The 21920-nt window shown below is 62.6% G+C and carries 20 protein-coding genes and 2 riboswitches; of the genes, 7 read left to right on the plus strand and 13 right to left on the minus strand.

Annotated features, from left to right (window positions below; translation table 11 throughout):
* Positions 1-430 precede the first annotated feature (430 nt).
* Genes AC1RWL_RS17390 through AC1RWL_RS17400 form a run of 3 tightly spaced genes read right to left on the minus strand, consistent with a single transcriptional unit; the run spans position 431 to position 3182 of the window.
* Complete coding sequence (locus AC1RWL_RS17390; RefSeq protein WP_493095470.1) at positions 431-1477, minus strand: CBASS cGAMP-activated phospholipase; 1047 nt, start codon at positions 1475-1477, stop codon at positions 431-433.
* Positions 1474-1935, minus strand: a complete 462-nt coding sequence (locus tag AC1RWL_RS17395) for a type II CBASS E2 protein (protein WP_493095469.1) — start codon at positions 1933-1935, stop codon at positions 1474-1476. Before AC1RWL_RS17395 ends, AC1RWL_RS17390 begins: the two co-directional genes overlap by 4 nt.
* Entirely contained in the window at positions 1935-3182 is a 1248-nt protein-coding gene (locus AC1RWL_RS17400) for a nucleotidyltransferase domain-containing protein (protein WP_493095468.1), read from the minus strand. Before AC1RWL_RS17400 ends, AC1RWL_RS17395 begins: the two co-directional genes overlap by 1 nt.
* A 284-nt stretch (positions 3183-3466) precedes the next feature.
* On the opposite strand from AC1RWL_RS17400, the gene AC1RWL_RS17405 reads away from it, so the two are divergent.
* Together AC1RWL_RS17405 and halB are read left to right on the plus strand one after the other, a co-directional pair.
* Positions 3467-4375 (plus strand): WYL domain-containing protein, encoded by a 909-nt coding sequence (locus AC1RWL_RS17405; protein ID WP_493095467.1) that lies wholly within the window; start codon positions 3467-3469, stop codon positions 4373-4375.
* Positions 4376-4391: 16 nt separating this feature from the next.
* Entirely contained in the window at positions 4392-5078 is a 687-nt protein-coding gene (halB, locus tag AC1RWL_RS17410; protein WP_493095466.1) for an anti-phage Hailong system nucleotidyltransferase HalB, read from the plus strand.
* 727 nt (positions 5079-5805) lie between these two features.
* Here halB and AC1RWL_RS17415 read toward each other — a convergent pair.
* Together AC1RWL_RS17415 and AC1RWL_RS17420 are read right to left on the minus strand one after the other, a co-directional pair.
* Positions 5806-6555: a porin family protein gene (locus tag AC1RWL_RS17415; protein ID WP_493095626.1), complete on the minus strand. Its 750-nt coding sequence runs from the start codon at positions 6553-6555 to the stop codon at positions 5806-5808.
* Positions 6556-6637: 82 nt separating this feature from the next.
* Positions 6638-7876, minus strand: a complete 1239-nt coding sequence (locus tag AC1RWL_RS17420) for a metal-dependent hydrolase family protein (protein ID WP_493095465.1) — start codon at positions 7874-7876, stop codon at positions 6638-6640.
* A 593-nt stretch (positions 7877-8469) separates the two neighbouring features.
* On the opposite strand from AC1RWL_RS17420, the gene AC1RWL_RS17425 reads away from it, so the two are divergent.
* Both AC1RWL_RS17425 and AC1RWL_RS17430 read left to right on the plus strand, forming a co-directional pair.
* A complete protein-coding gene (locus AC1RWL_RS17425; protein ID WP_493158413.1) occupies positions 8470-8835 on the plus strand; it encodes a MarR family winged helix-turn-helix transcriptional regulator in 366 nt (121 codons plus the stop codon).
* Positions 8836-8880: 45 nt separating this feature from the next.
* Positions 8881-10197 (plus strand): MFS transporter, encoded by a 1317-nt coding sequence (locus tag AC1RWL_RS17430; RefSeq protein WP_493095464.1) that lies wholly within the window; start codon positions 8881-8883, stop codon positions 10195-10197.
* A 47-nt stretch (positions 10198-10244) separates the two neighbouring features.
* Here AC1RWL_RS17430 and AC1RWL_RS17435 read toward each other — a convergent pair whose 3' ends face one another.
* The 8 genes from AC1RWL_RS17435 to AC1RWL_RS17470 all read right to left on the minus strand — a co-directional run bounded on the left by AC1RWL_RS17435 (position 10245) and on the right by AC1RWL_RS17470 (position 18181).
* Complete coding sequence (locus AC1RWL_RS17435) at positions 10245-12152, minus strand: methyl-accepting chemotaxis protein (protein WP_493095463.1); 1908 nt, start codon at positions 12150-12152, stop codon at positions 10245-10247.
* Positions 12153-12297: 145 nt separating this feature from the next.
* A complete protein-coding gene (locus AC1RWL_RS17440) occupies positions 12298-13314 on the minus strand; it encodes an aldose epimerase family protein (protein ID WP_493095462.1) in 1017 nt (338 codons plus the stop codon).
* A 95-nt stretch (positions 13315-13409) separates the two neighbouring features.
* On the minus strand, positions 13410-13862 hold the full coding sequence (locus AC1RWL_RS17445) for a GNAT family N-acetyltransferase (RefSeq protein ID WP_493095461.1): 453 nt from the start codon (positions 13860-13862) through the stop codon (positions 13410-13412).
* Positions 13859-14788, minus strand: a complete 930-nt coding sequence (gene metA, locus AC1RWL_RS17450; RefSeq protein WP_493095460.1) for a homoserine O-acetyltransferase MetA — start codon at positions 14786-14788, stop codon at positions 13859-13861. Before metA ends, AC1RWL_RS17445 begins: the two co-directional genes overlap by 4 nt.
* A gap of 59 nt (positions 14789-14847) precedes the next feature.
* Positions 14848-14925: riboswitch (SAM riboswitch) on the minus strand.
* Positions 14926-15024: 99 nt separating this feature from the next.
* Positions 15025-15273, minus strand: a complete 249-nt coding sequence (locus tag AC1RWL_RS17455) for a hypothetical protein (RefSeq protein WP_435268323.1) — start codon at positions 15271-15273, stop codon at positions 15025-15027.
* Positions 15274-15381: 108 nt separating this feature from the next.
* Complete coding sequence (locus AC1RWL_RS17460; RefSeq protein ID WP_493095459.1) at positions 15382-17202, minus strand: ABC-F family ATP-binding cassette domain-containing protein; 1821 nt, start codon at positions 17200-17202, stop codon at positions 15382-15384.
* A 3-nt stretch (positions 17203-17205) separates the two neighbouring features.
* On the minus strand, positions 17206-17871 hold the full coding sequence (locus AC1RWL_RS17465) for a thiamine diphosphokinase (protein ID WP_493095458.1): 666 nt from the start codon (positions 17869-17871) through the stop codon (positions 17206-17208).
* A 133-nt stretch (positions 17872-18004) separates the two neighbouring features.
* Positions 18005-18181, minus strand: coding sequence for a hypothetical protein (locus AC1RWL_RS17470; protein WP_256121560.1), 177 nt, complete (start codon positions 18179-18181; stop codon positions 18005-18007).
* A gap of 139 nt (positions 18182-18320) precedes the next feature.
* A riboswitch (TPP riboswitch) is annotated at positions 18321-18435 on the plus strand.
* Positions 18436-18476: 41 nt separating this feature from the next.
* Between AC1RWL_RS17470 and thiB the strand changes: the two genes are divergently transcribed.
* Genes thiB through thiQ form a run of 3 tightly spaced genes read left to right on the plus strand, consistent with a single transcriptional unit; the run spans position 18477 to position 21826 of the window.
* Positions 18477-19484 carry a thiamine ABC transporter substrate binding subunit gene (gene thiB / locus AC1RWL_RS17475; protein ID WP_493095457.1) on the plus strand — a complete coding sequence of 336 codons (1008 nt, stop codon included), beginning with the start codon at positions 18477-18479 and terminating at the stop codon, positions 19482-19484.
* 4 nt (positions 19485-19488) lie between these two features.
* Positions 19489-21114 (plus strand): thiamine/thiamine pyrophosphate ABC transporter permease, encoded by a 1626-nt coding sequence (gene thiP, locus AC1RWL_RS17480; protein ID WP_493095456.1) that lies wholly within the window; start codon positions 19489-19491, stop codon positions 21112-21114.
* A complete protein-coding gene (thiQ, locus tag AC1RWL_RS17485; protein WP_493095455.1) occupies positions 21107-21826 on the plus strand; it encodes a thiamine ABC transporter ATP-binding protein in 720 nt (239 codons plus the stop codon). Before thiP ends, thiQ begins: the two co-directional genes overlap by 8 nt.
* Positions 21827-21920: the final 94 nt, after the last annotated feature.

Raw genomic sequence — 21920 nt, forward strand, 5'->3', positions numbered from 1 at the left:
AACAATCTTTAATTGAATGATACTCTACGACAAGTCCCATCTAGAGTGCATCCAAGCAAAATAGGAATCGATACGCGAGACAAGCGAAGTACCGAGTTGCAACTTGCATTGTGCTCCTGCTAATGCACCGATCGCCATCACGCGTTCCCATATCCGCGTTCAGACGCGACGCCGCAACACGACTTAGGCCTGAAATTGTAACCCAACGTCTCTTGTTAACCTTCACCGCTTTTTGCCACATCGGCTGTTGATAATCCGCTTTCGAAACTTGCTGTTCGAAAGCCCACCTTTCGGCTTACCACCAACAAAATGGGGCATTCGGATCAACTAAGCCGAGCGGCTGCTTTGAAATCTTGCTGCCCGTGCGAACGGCCGGGGCGGGGGCGCGAAGCGGTCATTGAAGCTCCAGCGAGCCTAAAACCTGGAAGCGTCAATTGCTCCCGAAATTGGTAAATCGCTCGGTTTCGCCAAGCAAGAACATCTGCTGAATGAGAGCGCCGTTCGCCTCTGCGTGCGCACGGGCGAGACTGGGCATCTCCGCCTTGGCGCGGATGACGTCATCGAGGTTCATGTGTTGCTCCCGCTCGTCGAGATCAACGCGGATGACGTTCGGCTTGCCAAGCAGGAGGTAGGCCTGTCCAAGCACGTTTTTGGACTGCGCACGCGCCGCCAGCCTGAACAAGATTGGGATGTCCAGGGACACACCCCAGGCGAACTTGCCACCAGCCATTTGGCGTTTCCCGATCTTGACCGTGTTTTCGCCCGTGCCGATCGACAAGACCTTGATATTCTCCGCAAGGACGTCGTAGCAAGCCATGACGTCAACGACCGCGTTCATGATCGGATTGTTGGCCCAGAGTCCGCCGTCCAGCATCTTGTAGCCATGGTCGTCGACAGCCGCGAGGTAGGCTGGCGCGGCGGCGGTGTGAAGCGCGATGTCCACGATGGCTTTGTGACGATCCTTTTGATAGGCAGGATGATGCGGGGTCTTGTAGATGAATGGCTCGCCATACTCGCCTTCAAAGCAAGGAATGACCACCCGCCGCTTGACAGCATCGAGCACGTCATGACCGAAGACCCGAAGCAACTCGTCGCGCAGATCGGACCTGCGGTGCTTTGGTCTGAAGAGTGAGCGGAGAAAGCGCCACCATCCATTGAAGATTGTCGACGGCGGGAAAATGTGATGGCCGCGCTCCGTATAGATTTCGGATATCTGCTTCGCGGTCTTGCCCCGCGCGAGGCCCAGTGCGATGATACCGCCAGTGGAGGTGCCGGCGATCATGTCGAACTGGTCGCCGATGGAGGCACCACCCAGGAACCGGCGTTCGATCTCGGCGAGATAAGCAGCGCCAAAAAGACCCCGGATGCCGCCGCCGTCAATCGAGAGAATCCTGAACGGTTTGTCCGCGGGCCACGGCAGCTTCTCGCGGCGATACTCCAGGGTACCATCCGAGCGGCGGGGAGGCTGATAGTTCATGTCCGGTTCTCCGCGTGAAAGCGCCTTCCTGTCGATGGAGGATGCCGTCCGCCGCCATGCCATGTCCCGGTCATAAGCCAAAACTCATAGGAAGCGAGCCAATCCGACGTCCAAGGCACGATGGTCTTGGAGATGAAGTCCCAGCCACTCCATCCGGGTTCGGCCGGATCAAAGAGGCAAAGCTGGGGATCGGTGTCACGGAAATATACGTGGGGCAGCGAACCTTCGGCATTGCCTGGCAGTCGCGTAAGCTTGGGCGAGAGCACCCGAACGATAGGGCCGTCAATCACAAGCTGGAGACCATAGATGATCTCGACCTTGTATTTCCTTGAGCGTGGCGTGAGCGAGCCACGCCAGCGTGCTACATCGTGCTGGTGGTCGCGAAAGACTCTGAAGTCGGGCCAGTCGTCACGCATGGCCCGGATTTGCTCATCGATCGTGTGGGGCAGCTCGGGCATCAGACCGGGTCTCCGAAAAAGCGGTGCGGCGTTGCCACGACCGTCGAACGAGCCGCGACGGCCGAAGGGACCGCAATGGCGGCGGCGGACGCGATGACACCCCCGCGCCGGGTGTAACCCTGGCTGGCAGACTGGATGGCAGTGCCGCTTTCCTTGGCGATGCGCTCGATGGCGTCGTTGACCACGAAGAGGCCGAAGAGGTCGCGCAGGACGTCGGGCAGCCGGTACGGATCAAAGGCTTCGGAGCGGATCAGCTTGATGGCGTTGACGAGGTCGCGCAGGTCGTTGGCGAACTCGTTCTGCTGCGCGATGTCGGCGGGCCAGCGGTCCGTGAAGACGTCCTCGTCGAAGGTCGGGTTGACGACCACGAGGAGCTTGCGCATTGAACTGGCGAGGTCGATGTCACGAATGATCGTCGTGCAGAGCCGGATGAGTGCTTCGCTCAAGGTCAGGCCCGTCGTCGCCGTCCTGGCGGCGTAGTTGGCGAGCATGACCGAAGGTGCCATGCGTCCGGTGCGGCCCTCCTGGTCATGCCGGATGTTGCGGAAGCGCTTGGTCAGCTGCAGGGCCAAGGTCGACATGTTCTTGACGCCGAAATGGGTCTGATCCGGCACCTCGTCAACATCGGCGTCGGCACGAACGCCGTCCTTCATCTGCCAGCGGCGCTGGAAGTCCCGGAAGACATGGGGCTCAATCGGAGTCTTCGCTTTGTAGTGTTCGGCGAAGCCGTAGGCGTCGGTGGGGACCTGATGGTCTTCGGGCGACGGCAGCGGGCCGGGCGCATGCATAATACGGCTGCGCCGATCCGGTGTGCCATAGATGCGGAACGACGGACTGATATCGAGATGCATCTTGTCGGCATAGAAAACCGTGACGCACCGGGTCTGGCGGAGAACCTTCTTAACCGGATAGTCCTTGAGCTCGCGCTCGAGCGCCTTCAAGACCTCGAGAGGCTGCATGCCGCGGAAGCGAAGACCAAGCTGGGCGATGATGTCGATGTCGAATTCGTCATCCGTGCCTTGGGTCGAAATCGTGGCGTCGATCGCCATGGAGCCCTGCGGATAGAAATGCTCGATACCGTCGCGGAAAGTTGCTGTCGCCTCGAGGAAGTGCCGTACGGCCTCGTAACGGGTGACGGCCTTGTCATGAAGCGACGGTGGAAGTTGTATGTTGAAAGCAATCTGCGCCAAGAGGCGGTCGACGGGGTCCAAGAACGCGTCATATTCGTTCGGGCGCAGCATGTTCATTGATTGCTCTCCTACATGACGGAGCCGTTCCGTCGCTTCGATAGCCGTCGTCCTCCCAGCGCCGGCGCTCTTGATGCTTCCGGGACGTGCCCCGGCTGCGATGCAATTTCTCGGCCGCCTTTAACATCGAACCGGATTTAGCTTGGCTTGCCAAAACGGTGGACGATGCCCGAAAACCGGTCGTTTTGAGTCGAGTTCTATGTCAACATAATATAGGATGTTGGAATTCATCCGTCAAGAAAGCGGACGTGATGTTAGTGACGATGTAATTAAGTGGATGATTCATGGCCGGAAATATCGGCGCTGACCTGAAGTGGGGCGTCCGTAAGCGATTGGAATTCATCGAATTCCGCTTGTTTTGGGATGGGAAGCTCAATCGAGGCGACTTGCAGGATGTCTTCGGTTTATCCCATCAGCAGGCCTCAACGGACTTCAAGACATACCAGTCGCTGGCTCCGACGAACCTGTCTTATGACAGCGCGCAGAAGGCTTTCGTTCGTTCCGCAAGCTTCCTCCCCGTATTGATGGGAGAGAGCTCGAACCGATATTTGCTTCAGGTGGTTGCCGTGAAGTCCGGCTGGATGAACCGTGAGGACACTTGGTTTGATCAGCTGCCACCTTTGAACGTCGTCGCACTGCGTCCAAAGAAGCTTAATCTCCAGGTTGTCTTGTCGATCGTCGACGCGATCCGCAACAAGACGGTGCTTGAAATCGACTACCGCTCAATGACCGGCACGCCAGACGAGTCTCGGACCATTGCGCCGCATGGAATTTCCTATAGCGCGGGGCGCTGGTACGTCCGCGCGTGGTCCGAGGGACACAATGACTTCAGAGACTACAATCTCTGGCGCATTCAAGCAGCACGGTCGACAATCGCAGTTTCGGAGCGAAGTGGTTACGACTACGAATGGACGCAGAAGATCAACTTGAAGATCGGACCCAATCCTGAACTGCCGGAAGAAAGAAAGCGTGCGGTCATCGCTGAATACGACATGGGTGACGGCATCATGGAGGTGCCCGTTCGGCTAAGTCTGAGCTTCTATTTGATGAGCGAACACAATCTCGACGTGGAACCAGGCAGACTATCGCCCCAGAAGCAGCAGTTGGTCCTCTTGAACAGACGGGATGTCGAAGATGCGCGGCGGCTCGCCCGTCAGATGTCCAAAGAGGCACTGGCTCGTGGCGAGGCATGATCGACATGATGCTGAAATGGTAGTCGTCGCCGAAACCCTATTTGGAAGCCGCGCCCGAGGGGACCACTCAGAATACTCGGACGTCGACCTTCTGCACGTGACCAACGACGATCGCGTCTTCCATTCACAGGTCGCCGGCGTGTCGGTCTCCTCCTATCCGTTGGCAGACCTGAAGCAGAAAGCTGCGGCTGGCGACTTGTTCCTATACCATGTGCTGTTCGAAGGGCGACCGCTGTATGATCCGTGCAGACATTTTGAAATGTTGAAAAGGAGCTTCAAGCTCCGGTCAGACTATTCGGCCGAAATCCGCAAGGCAGTTGATCTCGGCTGGTTTATGATAAACTATCGCAACTCAATTTCAGACCAAGATATAATTGGTCGCCGAGTGGCATGGGTCGTTCGAACGATCCTTATCGCAAAGTCTGCGGAAGCCGGTCGACCAATTTTCTCCCGAAGCGCCTTGGCGAACACTTTACCCGGTCTCGACGTTGAGAGCCTGATTGCGGCAAAGGACTCAACCATGCTGCGGGAGCAAACACTCAGCAAGCTTCGAGCATTCTTGCATCTATTGAGCGAACCCTCGTCAACGGCGGCAGCTCCAAGTCAACGATGGTACATAGATCGATTCAAGCGCAGCCAAAACCTCGTGGCACTGCGTCTACTAGCTATGAAGGAACCTAGCGAAAGCACGGGGTACTCCTAACGGCGCAATTCCCCAATCGTCTTGGTAGGCTCATCCGGGGATCTGAATTTCGTCATTGATCACACGGCTTCGCTCATGCAGGCGTTATGGCGTCTTGTGCGTTTTTGGGCGTGGGCGACCACGACACCGATGACAGACACGGCGGCGCGAAGCGGTCGTCCGTATGTCGACAGCCTGTAGGACAGGCTTCAGCCAAACGTGGCAATTTATGGTGCGGTTACCCCGCGGTCACCGTTTCGCCGTTGAACCGTATTGCTCAACGTCTCACGAGATTACCGCCCTGTTCAAATTTTCTGCGCGCGTGATGATCGCCGAAACGCGCGCTCTTGCGCATTCCAGTGAACTATGCGATAGAGACACGCAGAGCGCGAACATCGCAATTATATGCTTGCCAAGGTTGGGGTCGGGCGTTCGAATCGCCTCACCCGCTCCATTCTTCCAAGACGTCGCAAGCCTCGGTTCGCCGGGGCTTTTTTGCGTTTTGGCGCGGTTGAAGTCGTGGCGCGCGGAAAGTCGCGGTTACCGCGGGGTTGCCAGTTCGCGCAATCGGGACGGTATGAAGTCGCAGTGTCGAGCCGCGGACAACGTATCGACGGAGCGCGCATGAATTCGCGTTGTGCCAACTGCTGTCATGCAGTTGCGGCCATTCTCGCGATCGTCTTGGTTTTTAATCAGAAAACCAAAATTGCTCTCTGAGGCGGGGAATGGCTGTCTGTCCTTGCGAGGCTTAGAATCGCAACGTCATGCCAAGAACGGGGCCGCTCAGTTGCGTATCGTAGACATGGCCATCGTGGTCATAGTCAACGTCGAGCACCTTGTAGCCAGCCGAGATGGAAAGATGATCGGTGACGGTATAGTTGACCGTCGCGAGTGCCGACCAGGTAAGATCGGACCCCGCGCCAAAACCGCCAATATCCGCTTGCGCCTGCACGGACAGCTTTTCGGTAAGAGGAACGAACATGCGTGCGCCAACCACCGGATCGACCCAGCCAAAGCTTTCCCCATAGGTACGCGATATGCCCAAGGCGCTGACCGTCACATCGTTGGATATGTGCCAGAAGCGTGCCCCGGCCAGGGCATCGAATGTCATATCCGGCGTGTCTAGGACGCGGTAGCCACCCTGTAGGGTAGCCATGAACTGCTTGCTGTCGACACTTCCATTGATGATGGTGCCCGGCGGCAGCGCTATCGGCAGAGCGGGCAAGGGGCCGAATGCGTGGCTATCCGTGGTGTCGACATACATCATGTCTCCCGACAGAACGAACCGGTCGTACCGCGCCCAGACGTTGATGAATCCACCGAAATTCAGATCGTCCATGACGTCGGAGAACGACTTCTCGATGCCTATCGTCGGCGCGCGCCTGAACGGCGAGATATCGCCTTTGATACCCGCCGCCCACATGTAGGGCGTAATCTGCAAGGCCCAGGTTGAGCTTGCATCCGCACCGGGCGCCGGTTCTTCCGATTGGCCATTGATATCGGCGGCATGGACATTGGGCGCTCCGCAAAGTGCAGCAAGCGCGAGGATGACAGCGTACCTGTTCAAGCGACCCTCCTCTTCAAGCTGAAAGCGTGTTCTTGTGAATGCGCCCATCTTTCATGATGAGCCGCATCGAGCGCTCGGGGGCGGCGATCAGGGAGATATCCTCCAGTGGATTGCCATCGAGAACGAGAATATCCGCATAGGCACCGCCCTCGATGCTTCCGAGCTTTCCCGGATAGGGATTGCGCGGGCCCGAAAGGCCGGCAAGCTCCGCATTGCCGCTGGTTAGAAGCCGCAATACGTCCGCAGCATCGTACCACCGCGCGAACTTGGCCAGCTGCTTGCCCTGGGTCGCGGTCCCTTTGGGGCTGAACAGGATATCCGTGCCAAGCGCCATGCGGACGTTGTACTTACGTCCGAGCTCGACCGCGCGGGCGGTGCCGTCGGCAATGCTTTGCTGTTGCGCGCGCTGCTCCGGCGAAGGATAGGTGTTGGCATCCTCGTCAGCCAGGAACGGCTGGATGCTCCACCATGCGCCCGCATCCGCCATGCGCTTGACCGTATCCTCGTCGGCAAGCTGCCCGTGCTCAATGGATTTCACCCCGCATGCAAGAGCGCGCTGGATGCCGGCAGACGTGTAGGTGTGGACGCAGACATAGGTGCCCCAATCGGCCGCCGCCGACACGGCCGCCCTCATTTCGGGCTCCGAATATTGGAGCGCGTCGATCGGATCGTAAGCGGATGCGACACCGCCTCCGCCCATGATCTTGATCTGGCTGGCACCAAGCATGAGTTGTTCACGCACCCTGCGCAGCACCTCGGCCTCACCATCTGCGATAGCCGATATGCCTGCCTGCTCGGCCACGCTCATATCGCTTTGCGACGTGCGCGGGAGGTCGGTGCGCATGCGAAAGTCACCATGGCCGGATGTTTGCGAAATCATGGCGCCGGACGGATAGATGCGCGGCCCGGCGATACGTCCTTCGTCGATGGCGCGCTTCAACGCGAATGACGGCCCACCGACGTCGCGAACGGTGGTGAAGCCGCGCAAGAGCGTGCGTTCGGCCTCTTGCGCGGCGACGAGATGGACGTAAGGAATGTCCGCCGTCATCGCGGCCATCTGCGATATACCAGCGAGGACAGCATGCCAGTGCGCGTCTATCATGCCCGGCATCAGCGTGCGCCCGCCGCAGTCTATGACATCGGCATCGGCAACCTTGTCCGCGTCCGCAACCAATGACTTGATGAGATTGCCTTCGACAAGGACGCCGTGACCTTCGACAAGTTTGCCGCTGGTACCGTCGAAAATCTTCACGTTCCGGAGCAGGATAGGCTTTCCTGCGTCTTGCGCGAAGGCAGGACCGGCGGAACCAAGAGTAAGGGTTGCAAAGCTCGCAGCAACGCCTTTCAAAACCGAACGACGAGACAGACCATCGTCAAGGCGCGTGAGCAGCCGCTGTGTCTGTGGACTGTGGCACACGCAATCCCATGCATGGGCGAGCCGCTGGTATCTCGAACCAAGACGAAGTGGCAAAACGAGCCCTCCCACCTTCTCATCGGTTCTTTATGCCAATCAGACTGGAAACAAGCAACTCATTACGGGATTCCCAAACTGGGATGAACTCTATAGCTGCAAATGATGCCTGTAGGCGACACGGCCCCGCCGTGGCCTCCACGCGCTACCGCCATCCGCCTTGAGCCAGAAACGGACTATGCGTTATCTTCTGCCTGCCTTCGAATTGCCTCCCCCGCCCCATTTTTCCAGACCCTCGAAGCCTCGGTTCGCCGGGGCTTTTTTGCGTTTTGGCCTTCGGCGCTGCTGCCGTCAGGGCGACTCGCTTGACTTCGATGTTATTTCGGGCATATACCCGCATCATGTCGGCACCTTGCTACTGCAATCGTTTGAGGATGGCCAATCGGAAGCTCAGTGCGCTCTATGATGATGCGCTTGAGCCGATGGGAATCAATATTGCGCAGTTTTCGCTGCTGAGGAATGTCGAGCGGCGGCAGCCGGTAAGTTTGACGGAGTTGGGGCGGCATCTGGAGCTGGATCGTTCCACGCTGGGGCGCAATGTGCGGGTTTTGGAGCGGATGGGGCTGGTCCGGTTCGGGCAGGGGGACGATCATCGCGAGGCGCTGGTGCTGTTGAGCGAGCGGGGGGTGGAGACGCTTCGGGCTTCGGTTCCGCTGTGGCAGGCCTGCCAGGACGATGTGGCGGGGCGCCTCGGGCCGGAGAAACTGGCGCTTCTGACGGAATTGAATAGCCTGCTGTGATTTTTTGGCGTTGAAGCGGGTATCTACCCGTAGATTGGATGTTTCATGCAGAACGACATGTCTTTCGCCGGGACGACGGCGCTTTCGCGCTTCTGCGCCCGGCGCGGCATTCACTATGGCTGGGTGGTGGCGGCAGTCACCTTCCTGACGATGCTGGTGACGGCGGGGGCGGTCGGCACGCCGGGCGTGCTAATCGGTCCGCTGCAACAGGAATTCGGCTGGAGCACGTCGGAGATATCCTCCGCGCTTGCCATCCGCCTCGTGCTGTTCGGCCTGATGGGGCCGTTCGCGGCGGCCTTCATCAACCGGTTCGGGGTTCGGCAGGTGGCGAGCGCAGCACTTCTGCTGATCGGCGCGGGTATTCTCGGCTCCTTCGCCATGACGGAACTGTGGCAGCTCATGCTGCTGTGGGGCGTCGTCGTCGGGTTCGGCACCGGGCTGACGGCGCTGGTTCTCGGGGCGACGATCGCCACGCGCTGGTTTGCCACCCGTCGCGGCCTCGTCGTCGGCCTTCTGACGGCGAGCACGGCGACCGGGCAGCTGGTGTTCCTGCCGCTGATGGCCTCGCTGACGGAAAGCCTTGGCTGGCGGGAGGCGCTGACGGTCATTCTCGCGATGTTGTTCCTGGCGATGATCGCGGTGCTCGTCTTCATGCGCGACTATCCGGCCGATGTCGGCCTAACGCCCTATGGCGCGACGGGCGCGCTACCGACGGCGCCGCCGCCGCGCCAGACGTTTTCGGCGATGCTGGTCTCTCCGATCACCGCGCTGATGGAGGCGGCGCAGACGCGCACCTTCTGGGTGCTGTTCGGCACGTTCTTCATCTGCGGCGCCAGCACGAACGGGCTGGTTCAGACGCATTTCATCTCGCTGTGCAGCGATTTCGGTATGGCGGCGGTGGCGGCGGCCGGTATGCTGGCGATCATCGGCATTTTCGACATTGCCGGCACGATCGGCTCCGGCTGGCTTTCCGACCGCTTCGACAGCCGCACCCTGCTGTTCTGGTATTATGGCCTGCGCGGGCTGTCGCTGGTCTACCTGCCGTTCACCAGCTTCAGCTACTTCGAATTGTCGATCTTCGCGGTGTTCTACGGGCTGGACTGGGTGGCGACCGTGCCGCCCACCATCAAGCTCACCATCGATCGCTTCGGATCGCGGGCGCCCATCATCTTCGGCTGGGTCTTCGCCGGCCACCAGCTCGGCGCCGCCTTTGCCGCCTGGGGGGCGGGGTTCACCCGGACCGCCTACGAGACCTACCTGCCGGCCTTCTTCATCGCCGGCCTGCTCTGCCTGATCGGCGCGCTCGCCGTGGTGACGATCCGCGAGCCGAAGGTGCCGGAAGCGCAGGCTCAACCTGCTTAAACGAAAAAGGGCCAGCGACTGCTGGCCCTTTTTGTTGGCGGGACGGCTCAGGCCGCCCGGCGCTGGTACACGGGGTTTGCGCGGCCCGCCTCGATGTGGAACTGTGACAGGGCCGTCTGGAGCTGCGTGGCTTCGCTGGCGAGGACCTGGCTGGCGGCGGTGGTTTCCTCCACCATCGCGGCGTTCTGCTGGGTCATCTGGTCCATCTGGTTGACGGCGGTGTTGATCTCGCCGAGCGCTGCGGATTGTTCCTGGGCGGCGCGGGTGATCGAGACGACGTGGTCGTTGACGCGGTTCACCAGGTCCTTGATCTCGGACAGCACGTCGCCGGTCGACAGCACCAGCGAGACGCCGCCCTTCACCTCGCCCGCCGAGGCATTGATCAGCGTCTTGATCTCCTTGGCGGCATTGGCCGAGCGCTGGGCGAGCTCGCGCACTTCCTGGGCGACGACCGCAAAGCCGCGGCCGGCCTCGCCTGCGCGGGCGGCCTCGACGCCGGCATTGAGCGCGAGCAGGTTGGTCTGGAAGGCGATCTCGTCAATGACGGAGATGATCTGGCTGATCTTCTGCGAGGACTGCTCGATGCGGCCCATGGCGTCTATGGCGTTCTGGACGATGTCGCCGGACTTGTCGGCGCTGTCCTTCGCCTCGCGCACGATTTCGGAAGCCTCGATCGCGCGGTTGGTGGAGGTCTTCACCGTGGTGGTGATTTCTTCCAGCGCGGCTGCCGTTTCTTCAAGGGACGCCGCCTGCTGCTCCGTGCGGTGGGCGAGCTGGTCGGCGGCGGCGGAAAGCTCGCGGGAATTGCCGGTGATCGTGCCGGCGGTGGAGAGAATGCCGGTCATCGTGCTGCGCAGCGTCAGCATGGCGCCGTTGACGTTCGCCTGGAGTTCGGCGAAATCGCCCTGGAAATGGCCGGTCATTTCCTGCGTCAGGTCGGCGTGGGACAGCGAGGCGATGACGCGGCGCACTTCGCTGACGCCGCGGTCGACATTCGCGACCAGCTCGTTGACGCCCGTCGCGAAGCGGCGAAGGTCCTCGTCCTCGTAGGATTTGCTGATGCGGCGGGAGAAGTCGCCGGCGGCAGCAGCGGCCACGATGGTGCTGATGTTGGATTGCAGGTCCTTGCTCTGCGCCTGGAGGGCGGCCTCCTGGGCCTCCATCTCGCGCATCTGCATCTCGTTGGCGCGAAAGACGTCGAGCGTGCGCGCCATGGCGCCGATCTCGTCCTTGCGCTCGGTGCAGGGAATGGTGTCATCGAGCTTGCCGGCGGCGAGGTTCGACATCACGCCGGTCAGAAGCTGGATCGGGCGCACGATGCCGTTGCGGGCGACAAGTATGCTGAGCAGCATGCCCGCGACGATGCAGGTGAAGGCGGTGACCAGCAGCACGACCTGCGTGGTCGTCGAGCGGGAGATCGCGACGGCGCGGGCACCCGAAAGCGTTTCGGCGGAATAGGTCGTGTATTCCTTGAGGGCGGCGGTCACGGCCTTCTGGCCTTCCAGCGCCTTGTCGAGGGCTGCGAGGATCGCGGCGCGGTCCTGGCCCTTGTCGGAGCCGGCGACGGCCACCATGGCGCGGATGTCCTCGAAATAGGGCGTCAGCGACGCGCGCACGCCGTCGAGCAATTTCTGTTCGCTGGCATCGGCGGTCGAGGCGATCTTCGGCAGGCGGTCGAGCATTTCGCCGGCGCGCTTTTCCGTTTCGGCGGCGAAGTCGGCCGCCTTTTCCGGCGCCAGCGCCAGCTGGTAGGTCATGCGGCTGATGGCGATGACGTCGATGCGCAGGTCCATGGCCTCGCGGGCCACTTCTTCGCGCGCGCCGGTATCGGAAAGGGCGGCACCCAGCGAGCTCAGCCCGCGGCTGCCGACGGTGGCGATCGTGCCCGCGGCGATCCCCATCAGGAGCACCAGAAGGCCGATTTTCCGGGAAATCGAAAGATCCGAGATTTTCATGGACAGGGTCCCAACAGGGTGGGCGACGCTGTCCTGGCGTGTCCTGACCCTCAACAACCCGGGAACATTCCGGGTCAATCCAGGATCGTTTCTCCGCTACAAAGGTTTCGAATTTGTTGCGCTGCAATAGTCGTTTTCGGCGCACTCAACCCTTGCGGAAAAGGTAGTCGGTTTCCTGCCGTAGCGTCTCGCCGGGCCTGAGCACGGCATTCGGGAAGTTTTCGTGATTGATGGCGTCGGGCCAGGTCTGGGTTTCCAGGCAGAAGCCGGCGAAGGGGCCGTAGTGGCGGCCGTCGAGGCCGGGTACGGGCGGGGCGACCTTCGCGCCGGTATAGAGCTGCACGCCGGGCTCGGTGGTCAGCACCGAAAGCGTGATGCCGGAGAGGGGGCTGCGGACCTCGGCCACCGGGCGTTTTGCCTGCCGGGCGGTCGAGAGGCAGAAATTGTGGTCGAAGGCCACGCCGCCTTCTTCGGTCTGCCGGCGGAGCGGCGTCCAGTCGCGCAGGTCGAATGGCGTGCTGGCGACGGGGCGGATCTCGCCGGTCGGGATCAGGTTTTCGTCAACGGGCAGGTAGTGCTCGGCCTGAAGGCGGATCTCGTGGCCAAGCGCGTCGGTGCTGGCGTCGAGGATGAAATAGCTGTGCTGGCAGAGGTTGACGGGGGTCGGCGCATCCGTCGTCGCTTCGTAGGTGACGGAGAGCACGCCATCGCCCGCGAGCCGGTAGGTGCAGGTGAGGGCGCAGGTGCCGGGATAACCGGCGCGGCCGGAGGGATCGGTCAGCGTCAGCGTGACGAAGTCGGCGCCCTGGCCGGCGACGTTCCAGTTCTGCCGGCCGGTGCCGTCGCTGCCGCCATGCAGGTGCGTGACGCCGCGCTCGTTGCGTTCGAGCTGGAAATCCTGGCCGTCGATCGAGAACCGGCCGCCGGCGATGCGGTTGGCGCAGCGTCCGGGTGTCGCGCCGAAATAGGGGGAGTGCTCGTGGTAGGCGGCGAGGTCTTCGAAGCCGAGGACGAGCGGTGCGTCATGGCCTTCGAGCCGGAGGTCCTGGATGACCGCGCCCCAGGTGAGCACATGGGCGGTGAGCCCGCCGCCTTTGATCGTGATGCGCTCGACCGTCTCGCCATTTTCCAGGCGGCCGAAGATTTCATTGCCTGCACCCACGCTTGCCTCTCCTTCGCCGGCTTTCAACGCGCGGCAACCTGCTGCAATTCCCTGTCACCCGCAACCGAAAAAATCATACTTTTCGGCAGGCGCCCTCAGAAGGATTTCTGGTAGATGATGAAGGGCGTCTTGTCGGCGATGCGGTCGTAAAGCTGACGCGCCGTCGCGTTGAATTCCTGCGTCATCCAGTAGACTTCCGGCGAACCCGCCTCCTTCGCCTTGGCATAGACGCCTTCGATCAGCGCCCGGCCGATGCCCGAGCCGCGTACTTCCGGGTCGGCATAGAGGTCCTGCAGATAGCACACATTGCCGACCGCCCAGCAGGAGCGGTGGAAGAGGTAATGAGCCAGGCCGACCGGCTTGCCGTCGAGTGTGGCGATGAGGCCGCGGAACTCGCCGTCGGCCGTCTCGCCCGTCAGCCGGGCGAAGGTGGTGGCAAAAATCTCTTCCGGCAGCACCGTTTCGTAAAAGGCGAGATAGGCGGTCCAGAGGCGCCGCCATTCGCCTTCATCGTCTGTGTGCAGGGGACGAATGACGACACGGCTCATGATCGGGCTCCTGTTCCGATGTTTTCCAGATCATAGGGCGTGGTCTGGTAGATTTCATTGATCCAGTTGCCGAAAAGCAGATGCGCATGGCCGCGCCAGCGGTTCTGCGGCGGCAGCGACGGGTCGTTGTGCGGAAAATAGTTCTTCGGCAGCTTGATCGACACGCCGGCCGAGACGTCGCGGAAATATTCGTCGGCAAGCGAGGTCGAATCGTACTCCACATGGTTGAAGATGTAGAGCCGGTTGCCGGCCTTCTCCTGCACGAAACACACGCCCGTCTCGTCGGAATCGAGCAGGATGTTGAGCCCCGGCACCGCATGGATGTCCTCGATGCGGACTTCCGTCCAGCGCGAGACCGGCACCTCGAAATTGTCGGAGAAGCCGTTGAGGTAGACGGACGACGGCCTGCGATTGTGGTGGCGGTACACGCCGAAGGCCTTTTCATCCAGCGTGTGCTTGGGCACGCCGTGGAAATGGTAGATCGCGGCCATAGCGCCCCAGCAGACGTTGAGCGTCGAATGCACGTTGGTCTCCGTCCAGTCGAGGATGCGCTTCATCTCGTCCCAATAGGTGACGTCCTCGTAGTCGAGCGTCTCCACCGGCGCGCCGGTGATGATGAAGCCGTCGAACTTGCGGTGCCGCACCTCCTCCCACGTATCGTAGAAGGCGAGCAGGTGGTCTTCCGAGGTGTTCTTGGCGCGGTGGCCGCCGACGCGCACCAGCGAGAGCTCCACCTGGAGCGGCGAGGCGCCGACGAGGCGCGCCATCTGCACCTCGGTCTTGATCTTGTTCGGCATGAGGTTGAGCAGCCCGATCTGCAAGGGGCGGATATCCTGGCGGATCGCCACCGTCTCGGTCATCACCCGCACGCCCTCGTTGACGAGGGTTTCGAAGGCGGGAAGCGTATCGGGAATCTTGATGGGCATGGGTCACTCGATCGAAAAACAAAAACCGGCCGCAACAGTGTCGCAACCGGTCCACGTAAGGTCTTCCTCGCGCGGCCCTTTAGCAACTTGTTTAACGTGGCTGCAAGCCGGCCGGCCAAATCACCACGAGCGTTTTAGATAGCGCTAGTTTCCCTCCGAATCAATCCATCCCGGGAAACGGGCAAGGCCCGGATGCGATCGGCATCCGGGCCTTGCTCCTTCAAAGCGTCAAGCGCTTAGTAGTAGTTGTAGTGGCGCTTCTTGTAGTAGACCTTGCCGCCCCAGTGGCCGCCCCAACGGTGGCCGTAGTAGCCGCCGTAATGACGCTTCACGCGGTAGTGCCGGTTGTAGCCATGGTGGCCGTAGCCGTGGCTTTTCCAGCCGTAGCTCTTGTGACCGTAACCGTAGTAGCCGGCCTCGGACGGGGCGGCGAAGGAAACAGCAGCGACGACGGCGACGACTGCAGATATAATGAACTTGCGCATGGGACTCTCCTGATCTCTTTCGGGTTACAGGATGAGCTCCTCTCATCCAGTGATCAGACTTTCCCACATCGCCGTTATCTGCGCTGTTTCGAATGGAACAGGCCTATATCAGCCCTCCAGCTCCTCGCGCAGCATCTCCAGTTCCAGCCATTCCTCTTCCATCTTCGTGAGGGACGCGCGCAGTTTTTCCATCTCGGCGGCAAGCTTGTTGAAGGTGGCGGGATCCTTGGTGAAGAGCGCGGGATCGGCCATCTTCGCCTCGCGGGCGGCGATCTCCTTTTCCGCCTTCTCCATTTCCTTGGGCAGGTTTTCGAGCGCGAATTTCTGCTTGTAGGAGAGTTTCGCCTTGCCTTTTGCTTCCGCAGGCGCCGCGGTATCGACCGTCTTCGCCTTCTCGGCCTTGTCCGCCCGCCGCTTCTCCTCGATTGCGCCGCGGCGCTGCGCCATCATGTCGGTATAGCCGCCGGCATATTCGATCCAGCGGCCGTCCGGGTTTTCCGGATCGGCAGGCGCGATGGTCGAGGTCACGGTGCGGTCGAGGAAGTCACGATCGTGGCTGACGAGCAGCACGGTGCCGGCAAAGCCCGCGACGATCTCCTGCAACAGGTCGAGCGTCTCGATGTCGAGGTCGTTGGTCGGTTCGTCGAGGATGAGCAGGTTCGTCGGGCGCGACAGGATGCGCGCCAGCATGAGGCGCGCGCGCTCGCCGCCGGACAGGTTGCGGATCGGCGTGCGGGACTGTTCGGGCTGGAACAGGAATTCCTTCATGTAGCCGGTGACGTGGCGCTGTTCGCCGTTGACGAGAAGCGTCTCGCCGCGCCCGTCGGTGAGATAATGGCCGAGCGTGTCGTCGAGGTTCAGGTCCTCGCGGCGCTGGTCGAGCGTGGCGATTTCGAGGTTCGTGCCGAGCTTCACCGTGCCGCTGTCGGGCGCGAGCTGGCCGGTCAGCATCTTGAGCAGCGTCGTCTTGCCGGCGCCGTTCGGGCCGACGAGGCCGATGCAATCGCCGCGGTGCACGCGGATCGAGAAGGGCGCGACGATGGTGCGCTCGCCGTAAGCCTTGGTGATCTTGTCCGCCTCGATCACCAGCTTGCCGGATTCCTGGGCGTCGGAGGCACTCGCCTGCACGCTGCCCTGCGGGCCTTTGTGGCCGCGATAGCGCGAGCGCAGATCGTGCAGCGCGCCGAGGCGGCGCATGTTGCGCTTGCGGCGCGCCGTCACGCCGTAGCGCAGCCAGTGCTCCTCGCGCTCGATCGCCTTGCCGAGCTTGTGCTGTTCCAGCTCTTCGGCCTCCAGCACCTCGTCGCGCCAGGCTTCGAAATGGCCGAAACCGCGGTTCAGCCGCCGCGACTGGCCGCGATCGAGCCAGACGGTGGCGTTGGAGACCTTTTCGAGGAAACGACGGTCATGCGAGATGACGACGAGGGCCGAGCGGGTTGATTGCAGCTCGCCTTCCAGCCATTCGATGGTCGGCAGGTCCAGATGGTTGGTCGGCTCGTCGAGCAGAAGGATGTCCGGCTCCGGCGCCATGACGCGGGCGAGTGCGGCGCGGCGCGCCTCGCCGCCCGAAAGCGATGCCGGGTGCTCGGCGCCGGTCAGCCCCAGATGTTCGAGTAGGTAGGTCACGCGGTAGGGATCGTCGCTCGGGCCGAGGCCGGCTTCGGCATAGGCGGCGACCGTCTCGTAGCCGTCGAAATCCGGCGCCTGGTGCAGGTAGCGGATGGTGGCGGACGGGTGGCGGAACACCTCGCCGGACTGCGCTTCCGCCAGGCCGGCGGCGATTTTCATCAGCGTCGACTTGCCCGAGCCGTTGCGGCCGACAAGGGAGATGCGGTCGCCGGGCTCCACTTGCAGGCTGGCGCCGGCAAGCAGCGGCGTGCCGCCGAAGCTCAGGAAGATATCGTCGAGTTTGAGGATGGGCGGTGCCAAGGGTCAGGCTCCTGAAAGGTCATAGGGCCGGGCGATGACGATCGCGCGGCCGGAGGCGAGCGAAAGGCGAACGGGGCCTTCCGCGACGTTGGAAATGGTGCGCGACGAGCCGAAGGGCAAGGAAAAGTCCTTCAGCGGATAACGCACATTGCCGATATCGAGGCCGGCAAGCGGCGAGAGGCCGAGCACGGAAAACAGGCTGCCCTTCGGCAGGTCGATCTCGCGCGTGCCGGGCAGCAGAGGCCAGGCCTCCTCCGTGCCGGAGGTGAGCTTTATGGCAAAACCCTGCTCTTCCAGCGAAACGGCGTGGATGAGGTGCATCAGCGCATGGTCGGAGCGTTCGCCGCCCAGCGCGCCGGCCAGCACGATTTTTCGCGCGCCGCGCTCGATGGCGACCGCGACGGCGATGGCGCCATCGGTCTCGTTCTTGGCGACGGGATAGGGTTGGCGCTCGATATTCGGCCAGGCGTCCAGCAGTTCCGGCGGGGTGGAATCGAAATCGCCGACCCAGATTTCCGGCCTCACGCCGAGCGCCGCCGCATGGCGCATGCCGCCATCGGCCGCCACGAAACGCGCGCCAGCGACATCCGCGGCAAGGCGCGGCGTCGCCTGGAGCGCGCCTCCCAGGAGGACGACGAAGAACGGGTCTGTCGGTGCGGGCACGGTCATGGCTGATGCCCTTAGCGCATGTTCTCCAGAAAGGGAAAGATTTTGGCGGGACGCCTGTCGTAACCGCAAACGGCAAAGGACCCGGATGCAGGGGACATCCGGGCCTTCGGGGAGGTCAGCGGCGTAAGAAGGCTTACTTGCAGACCTTGATCTTCTTGATGATGACGTTGCCGTAGTAGTCGTAGGACTTCACCTTCTTGATGAAGCAATGCGGCTTGTAGCCGTAGCTGTAATAGCCGGCCTGTGACGGGGCGGCGAAGGAGATGGCGGCGACGGCGGCGATGGCGGCGGAAATGATGATCTTGCGCATGGAAGTTTCTCCTGATCTCTGAGGGATGAGCCTCTCTCATCCAGTGATCAGACTTTCCCGCATCGCCCGGCCGCGCGCTGTTCCGCATGGAACAGGGCCTTGCCTCTTGCGTAGCGCTGCAAGCGGGATTATGCCTTGCCTTGCTCTAACGGGGTGCCACGCGGGTTTTCGACTCACTGGCTGAGAGGCGGTTTCGCCAACCCGAAGAACCTGATCCGGCTCGTACCGGCGGAGGGATTAGACGGCACATTCCAGCGCCCTATTCCCGTTTTGTGAACAGACCAGGGAGGCGCCGATGCGCAAGACATTCCTCACCTCGATTGCGGCCCTTGCCGTTTCCTTCGCCTTGCCTGCGCTGGCGCAGGAAAAGACGCTGACCGTCTATACCTATGAGAGCTTCGTTTCCGAATGGGGTCCGGGGCCGAAGGTTGCTGAAGCCTTCGCCAAGACCTGCGGCTGCAAGGTCGAATGGGTCGGCGTCGCCGATGGCGTCGAGCTGCTGACGCGCCTCAAGCTCGAAGGCGAGGGCACCAAGGCCGACGTGGTGCTCGGCCTCGACACCAACCTCATCACCGAGGCGAAGGCGACCGGGCTCTTCGAGGCGCATGGTCTTTCGCCCGAGGGCCTGACGGTGCCGGGCGGCTTTTCCGACGATACGTTCCTGCCCTACGATTACGGCCATTTCGCCGTCATCTACGACACCGAGACGGTGAAGACGCCGCCGACGAGCCTGAAGGAACTGGTCGAGGGTGACCCGTCGCAGAAAATCGTCATCGAGGATCCGCGCACCTCAACGCCGGGGCTCGGCCTGCTGCTCTGGGTGAAGTCGGTCTATGGCGACAAGTCCGGCGAGGCTTGGGGCAAGCTGAAGGATCGCGTGCTGACGGTCACGCCCGGCTGGTCGGAGGCTTACGGCCTCTTCACCAAGGGCGAGGCGCCGATGGTGCTGTCCTATACGACGTCGCCGGCCTATCACGTCATCGCCGAAAACACCGAGCGCTACAAGGCGGCCGCCTTCTCCGAAGGACACTATGTGCAGATCGAGGTGGCGGGCCTGACGCGCACCTCCGACGACAAGGATCTTGCGCGGCAGTTCCTGACCTTCATGACGGGGCCGGATTTCCAGTCGATCATTCCGGAAACCAACTGGATGATGCCGGCCGGCAAGACCAAGGACCCGCTGCCTGCCGCCTTCGACGCGCTGGTGAAGCCGGAAAAGACGTTCCTGATGTCGTCCGACGAGGTGGCGGCCAACCGCAAGGCCTGGATCGACGAGTGGCTCGCCGCCATGAGCGCCAAATAAGGTGATGTTCTTCGCCCGCGCCGAACGCCGGACGCTGCGCGTCGCCGGGGGGCTTGCCCTCGGCGTCGTGCTCGTCTTCGTCGGCGCGGCGACGGCCGTGCTTCTGGCGCATGCGGGCGGCGGGGGCGGTGCGCCGCTCTTCGACGCCTATATCTGGCGGGTCGCGCAGTTCACGCTGCTGCAGGCGACGCTGTCGACCCTGCTCTCCATCGTGCTCGCCATTCCCGTCGCCCGGGCACTCGCCCGGCAGCGGGATTTTTGGGGGCGGGTCTGGATCATCCGGCTTTCCGTCGTGCCGCTCGGCCTGCCGGCGCTGGTGGCCGCACTTGGGGTCATAGAGATCTGGGGGCGGCAGGGCGTCGTCAATGATCTTTTACGGCTCGGGGGCTTGCAAAATCCCGTCAGCGTCTATGGGCTCACCGGCATCCTGATCGCCCATGTCTTCTTCAACCTGCCGCTCGCCGCGCGCTTCCTGCTCGCCGCCCTCGATCGCATTCCGCCGGAATACTGGCTGAGTTCGGCCAATCTCGGCATGGGCAACGGCGCGGTGTTCCGGCTGATCGAATGGCCGGTGATCCGCCGCGTGCTGCCGGGCATAGCGGGCCTCGTCTTCATGCTCTGCGCGACGAGTTTCACCATCGTGCTGACGCTTGGCGGCGGGCCTGCGGCAACCACCATCGAGGTGGCGATCTACCAGGCGCTGCGCTTCGATTTCGATCCCCAGCGCGCCGTGCTGCTCGCCTTTCTGCAAATCCTGGTCACGGCGGCGCTGCTCTGGCTGATCTCGCTGTTCGGCCGGCCGCCGGACGAGGGGGTGACGGCAGGCCGCGCGATCCGCCGTTTCGATGGCCGCCGCCGGCGCGTAACCGACGGTTTCGTCATCCTCGCCTTCACGCTGTTCACCGCGGCGCCGCTCGCGGCCACCCTTGCCTCCGGCCTTGCCGCGGATTTCGGCCGGCTGGCGGTCGATCCGCTGCTGCACAGGGCGCTGTTCACCAGCCTCGCCATCTCCTTTGCCTCGGCCAGCCTCAGCCTTGCGATTGCGCTGCCCATCGTGCTCGTGCCGCGCCTTGCCGAGACCGGCGATGCCGGCCTCACGACGCGGCTGATCGGCCGGGCGCTGCCGGCCACGGGCTCGCTGATCCTGCTGGTGCCGCCGGTCGTCGTCGCGACGGGGTGGTTCCTGGTGCTGCGCCTGTTCGGCGAGACCGGGCGTTTCGCGCCCGCCGTCATCACCGTCATCAATGCGCTGATGGCGCTGCCCTTCGTCGTGCGCGTGCTGGAGCCCGCCTATCGCACGCATCTGTCGCGCACCGCGCGGCTGGCGCTGAGCCTCGGCGTCACCGGCATGCATCGCCTGCGATGGATCGACTGGCCGGCACTGAAGAAGCCCTTCCTCACCGCCTTCGCCTTCGCCATGGCGCTGTCGCTCGGCGATCTCGGCGCAGTCGCCATCTTCGGTGCGGATGGCTTCGTGACGCTGCCCTGGCTGCTCTTCTCCCGCATGGCGAGCTATCGCACGGCGGACGCCGCGGGCATCGCGCTGATCCTCGGCGTGATATGCCTTCTGCTGACGCTGCCCTCGACCGCCGCGGACCGAACGACCGAAAGACCTGCCGCCGATGCCTGATACCGCGATCCGCCTTTCCGACGTCACCGTGCGTTTCGACGAGAAGCGGCTCGCCTTCGATTGCACCATCCCCGCCGGTGCCGCGGTTGCCGTCGCAGGCCCGTCGGGTGCGGGAAAGTCCACGTTGTTCAACGTGATCGCCGGCTTCCAGAAACCGGCGACGGGCAAGGTCATGCTGCTCGGCGAGGACATGGCGGCGCGCGATCCCGCGGAGCGCCCGGTCTCGATCATCTTCCAGGACAACAATCTCTTCGCGCATCTGAGCGTCGCCGAAAATGTCGGGCTCGGCATCGATCCGGGGCTGAAGCTCGATACGGCGGCGCGCCAGCGCGTGTTCTCTGCGCTGTCGCGCGTCGGGCTCGGCGGCTACGAGCGCCGCATGCCGGGCTCGCTTTCCGGCGGCGAGCGGCAGCGGGTGGCGCTCGCCCGCGCACTGGTGCGGCGCCGGCCGATCCTGCTGCTCGACGAGCCCTTTGCAGCGCTCGACCCGGCCATGCGGGCGGACATGGCAAAACTGCTCTCGGAGCTTCGCGCCGAGACGAAGAGCACCCTGCTCTTCATCACCCACCAGCCGGAGGATATCCGCCGGCTTGCCGACCGGGTGATGTTCCTGGAGGCGGGCACGATCCTGCTCGATGCGCCGGTGGATGAATTCCTCGTGAGCCGGCATCCACCAGCCGTTGCAAAATTCCTCGGTCATTCCGCGATTTAGCGGGCTGGGGCTGTTTTTGCCCCGCCACCCCGCCACAATTTGGACGCCCCCCTGTGTCACCGGAGCCACAAGGGAACCGTTTGTCGAATCGGGA

The organism is Shinella sp. GW821-FHT10F02 (assembly GCF_058809275.1).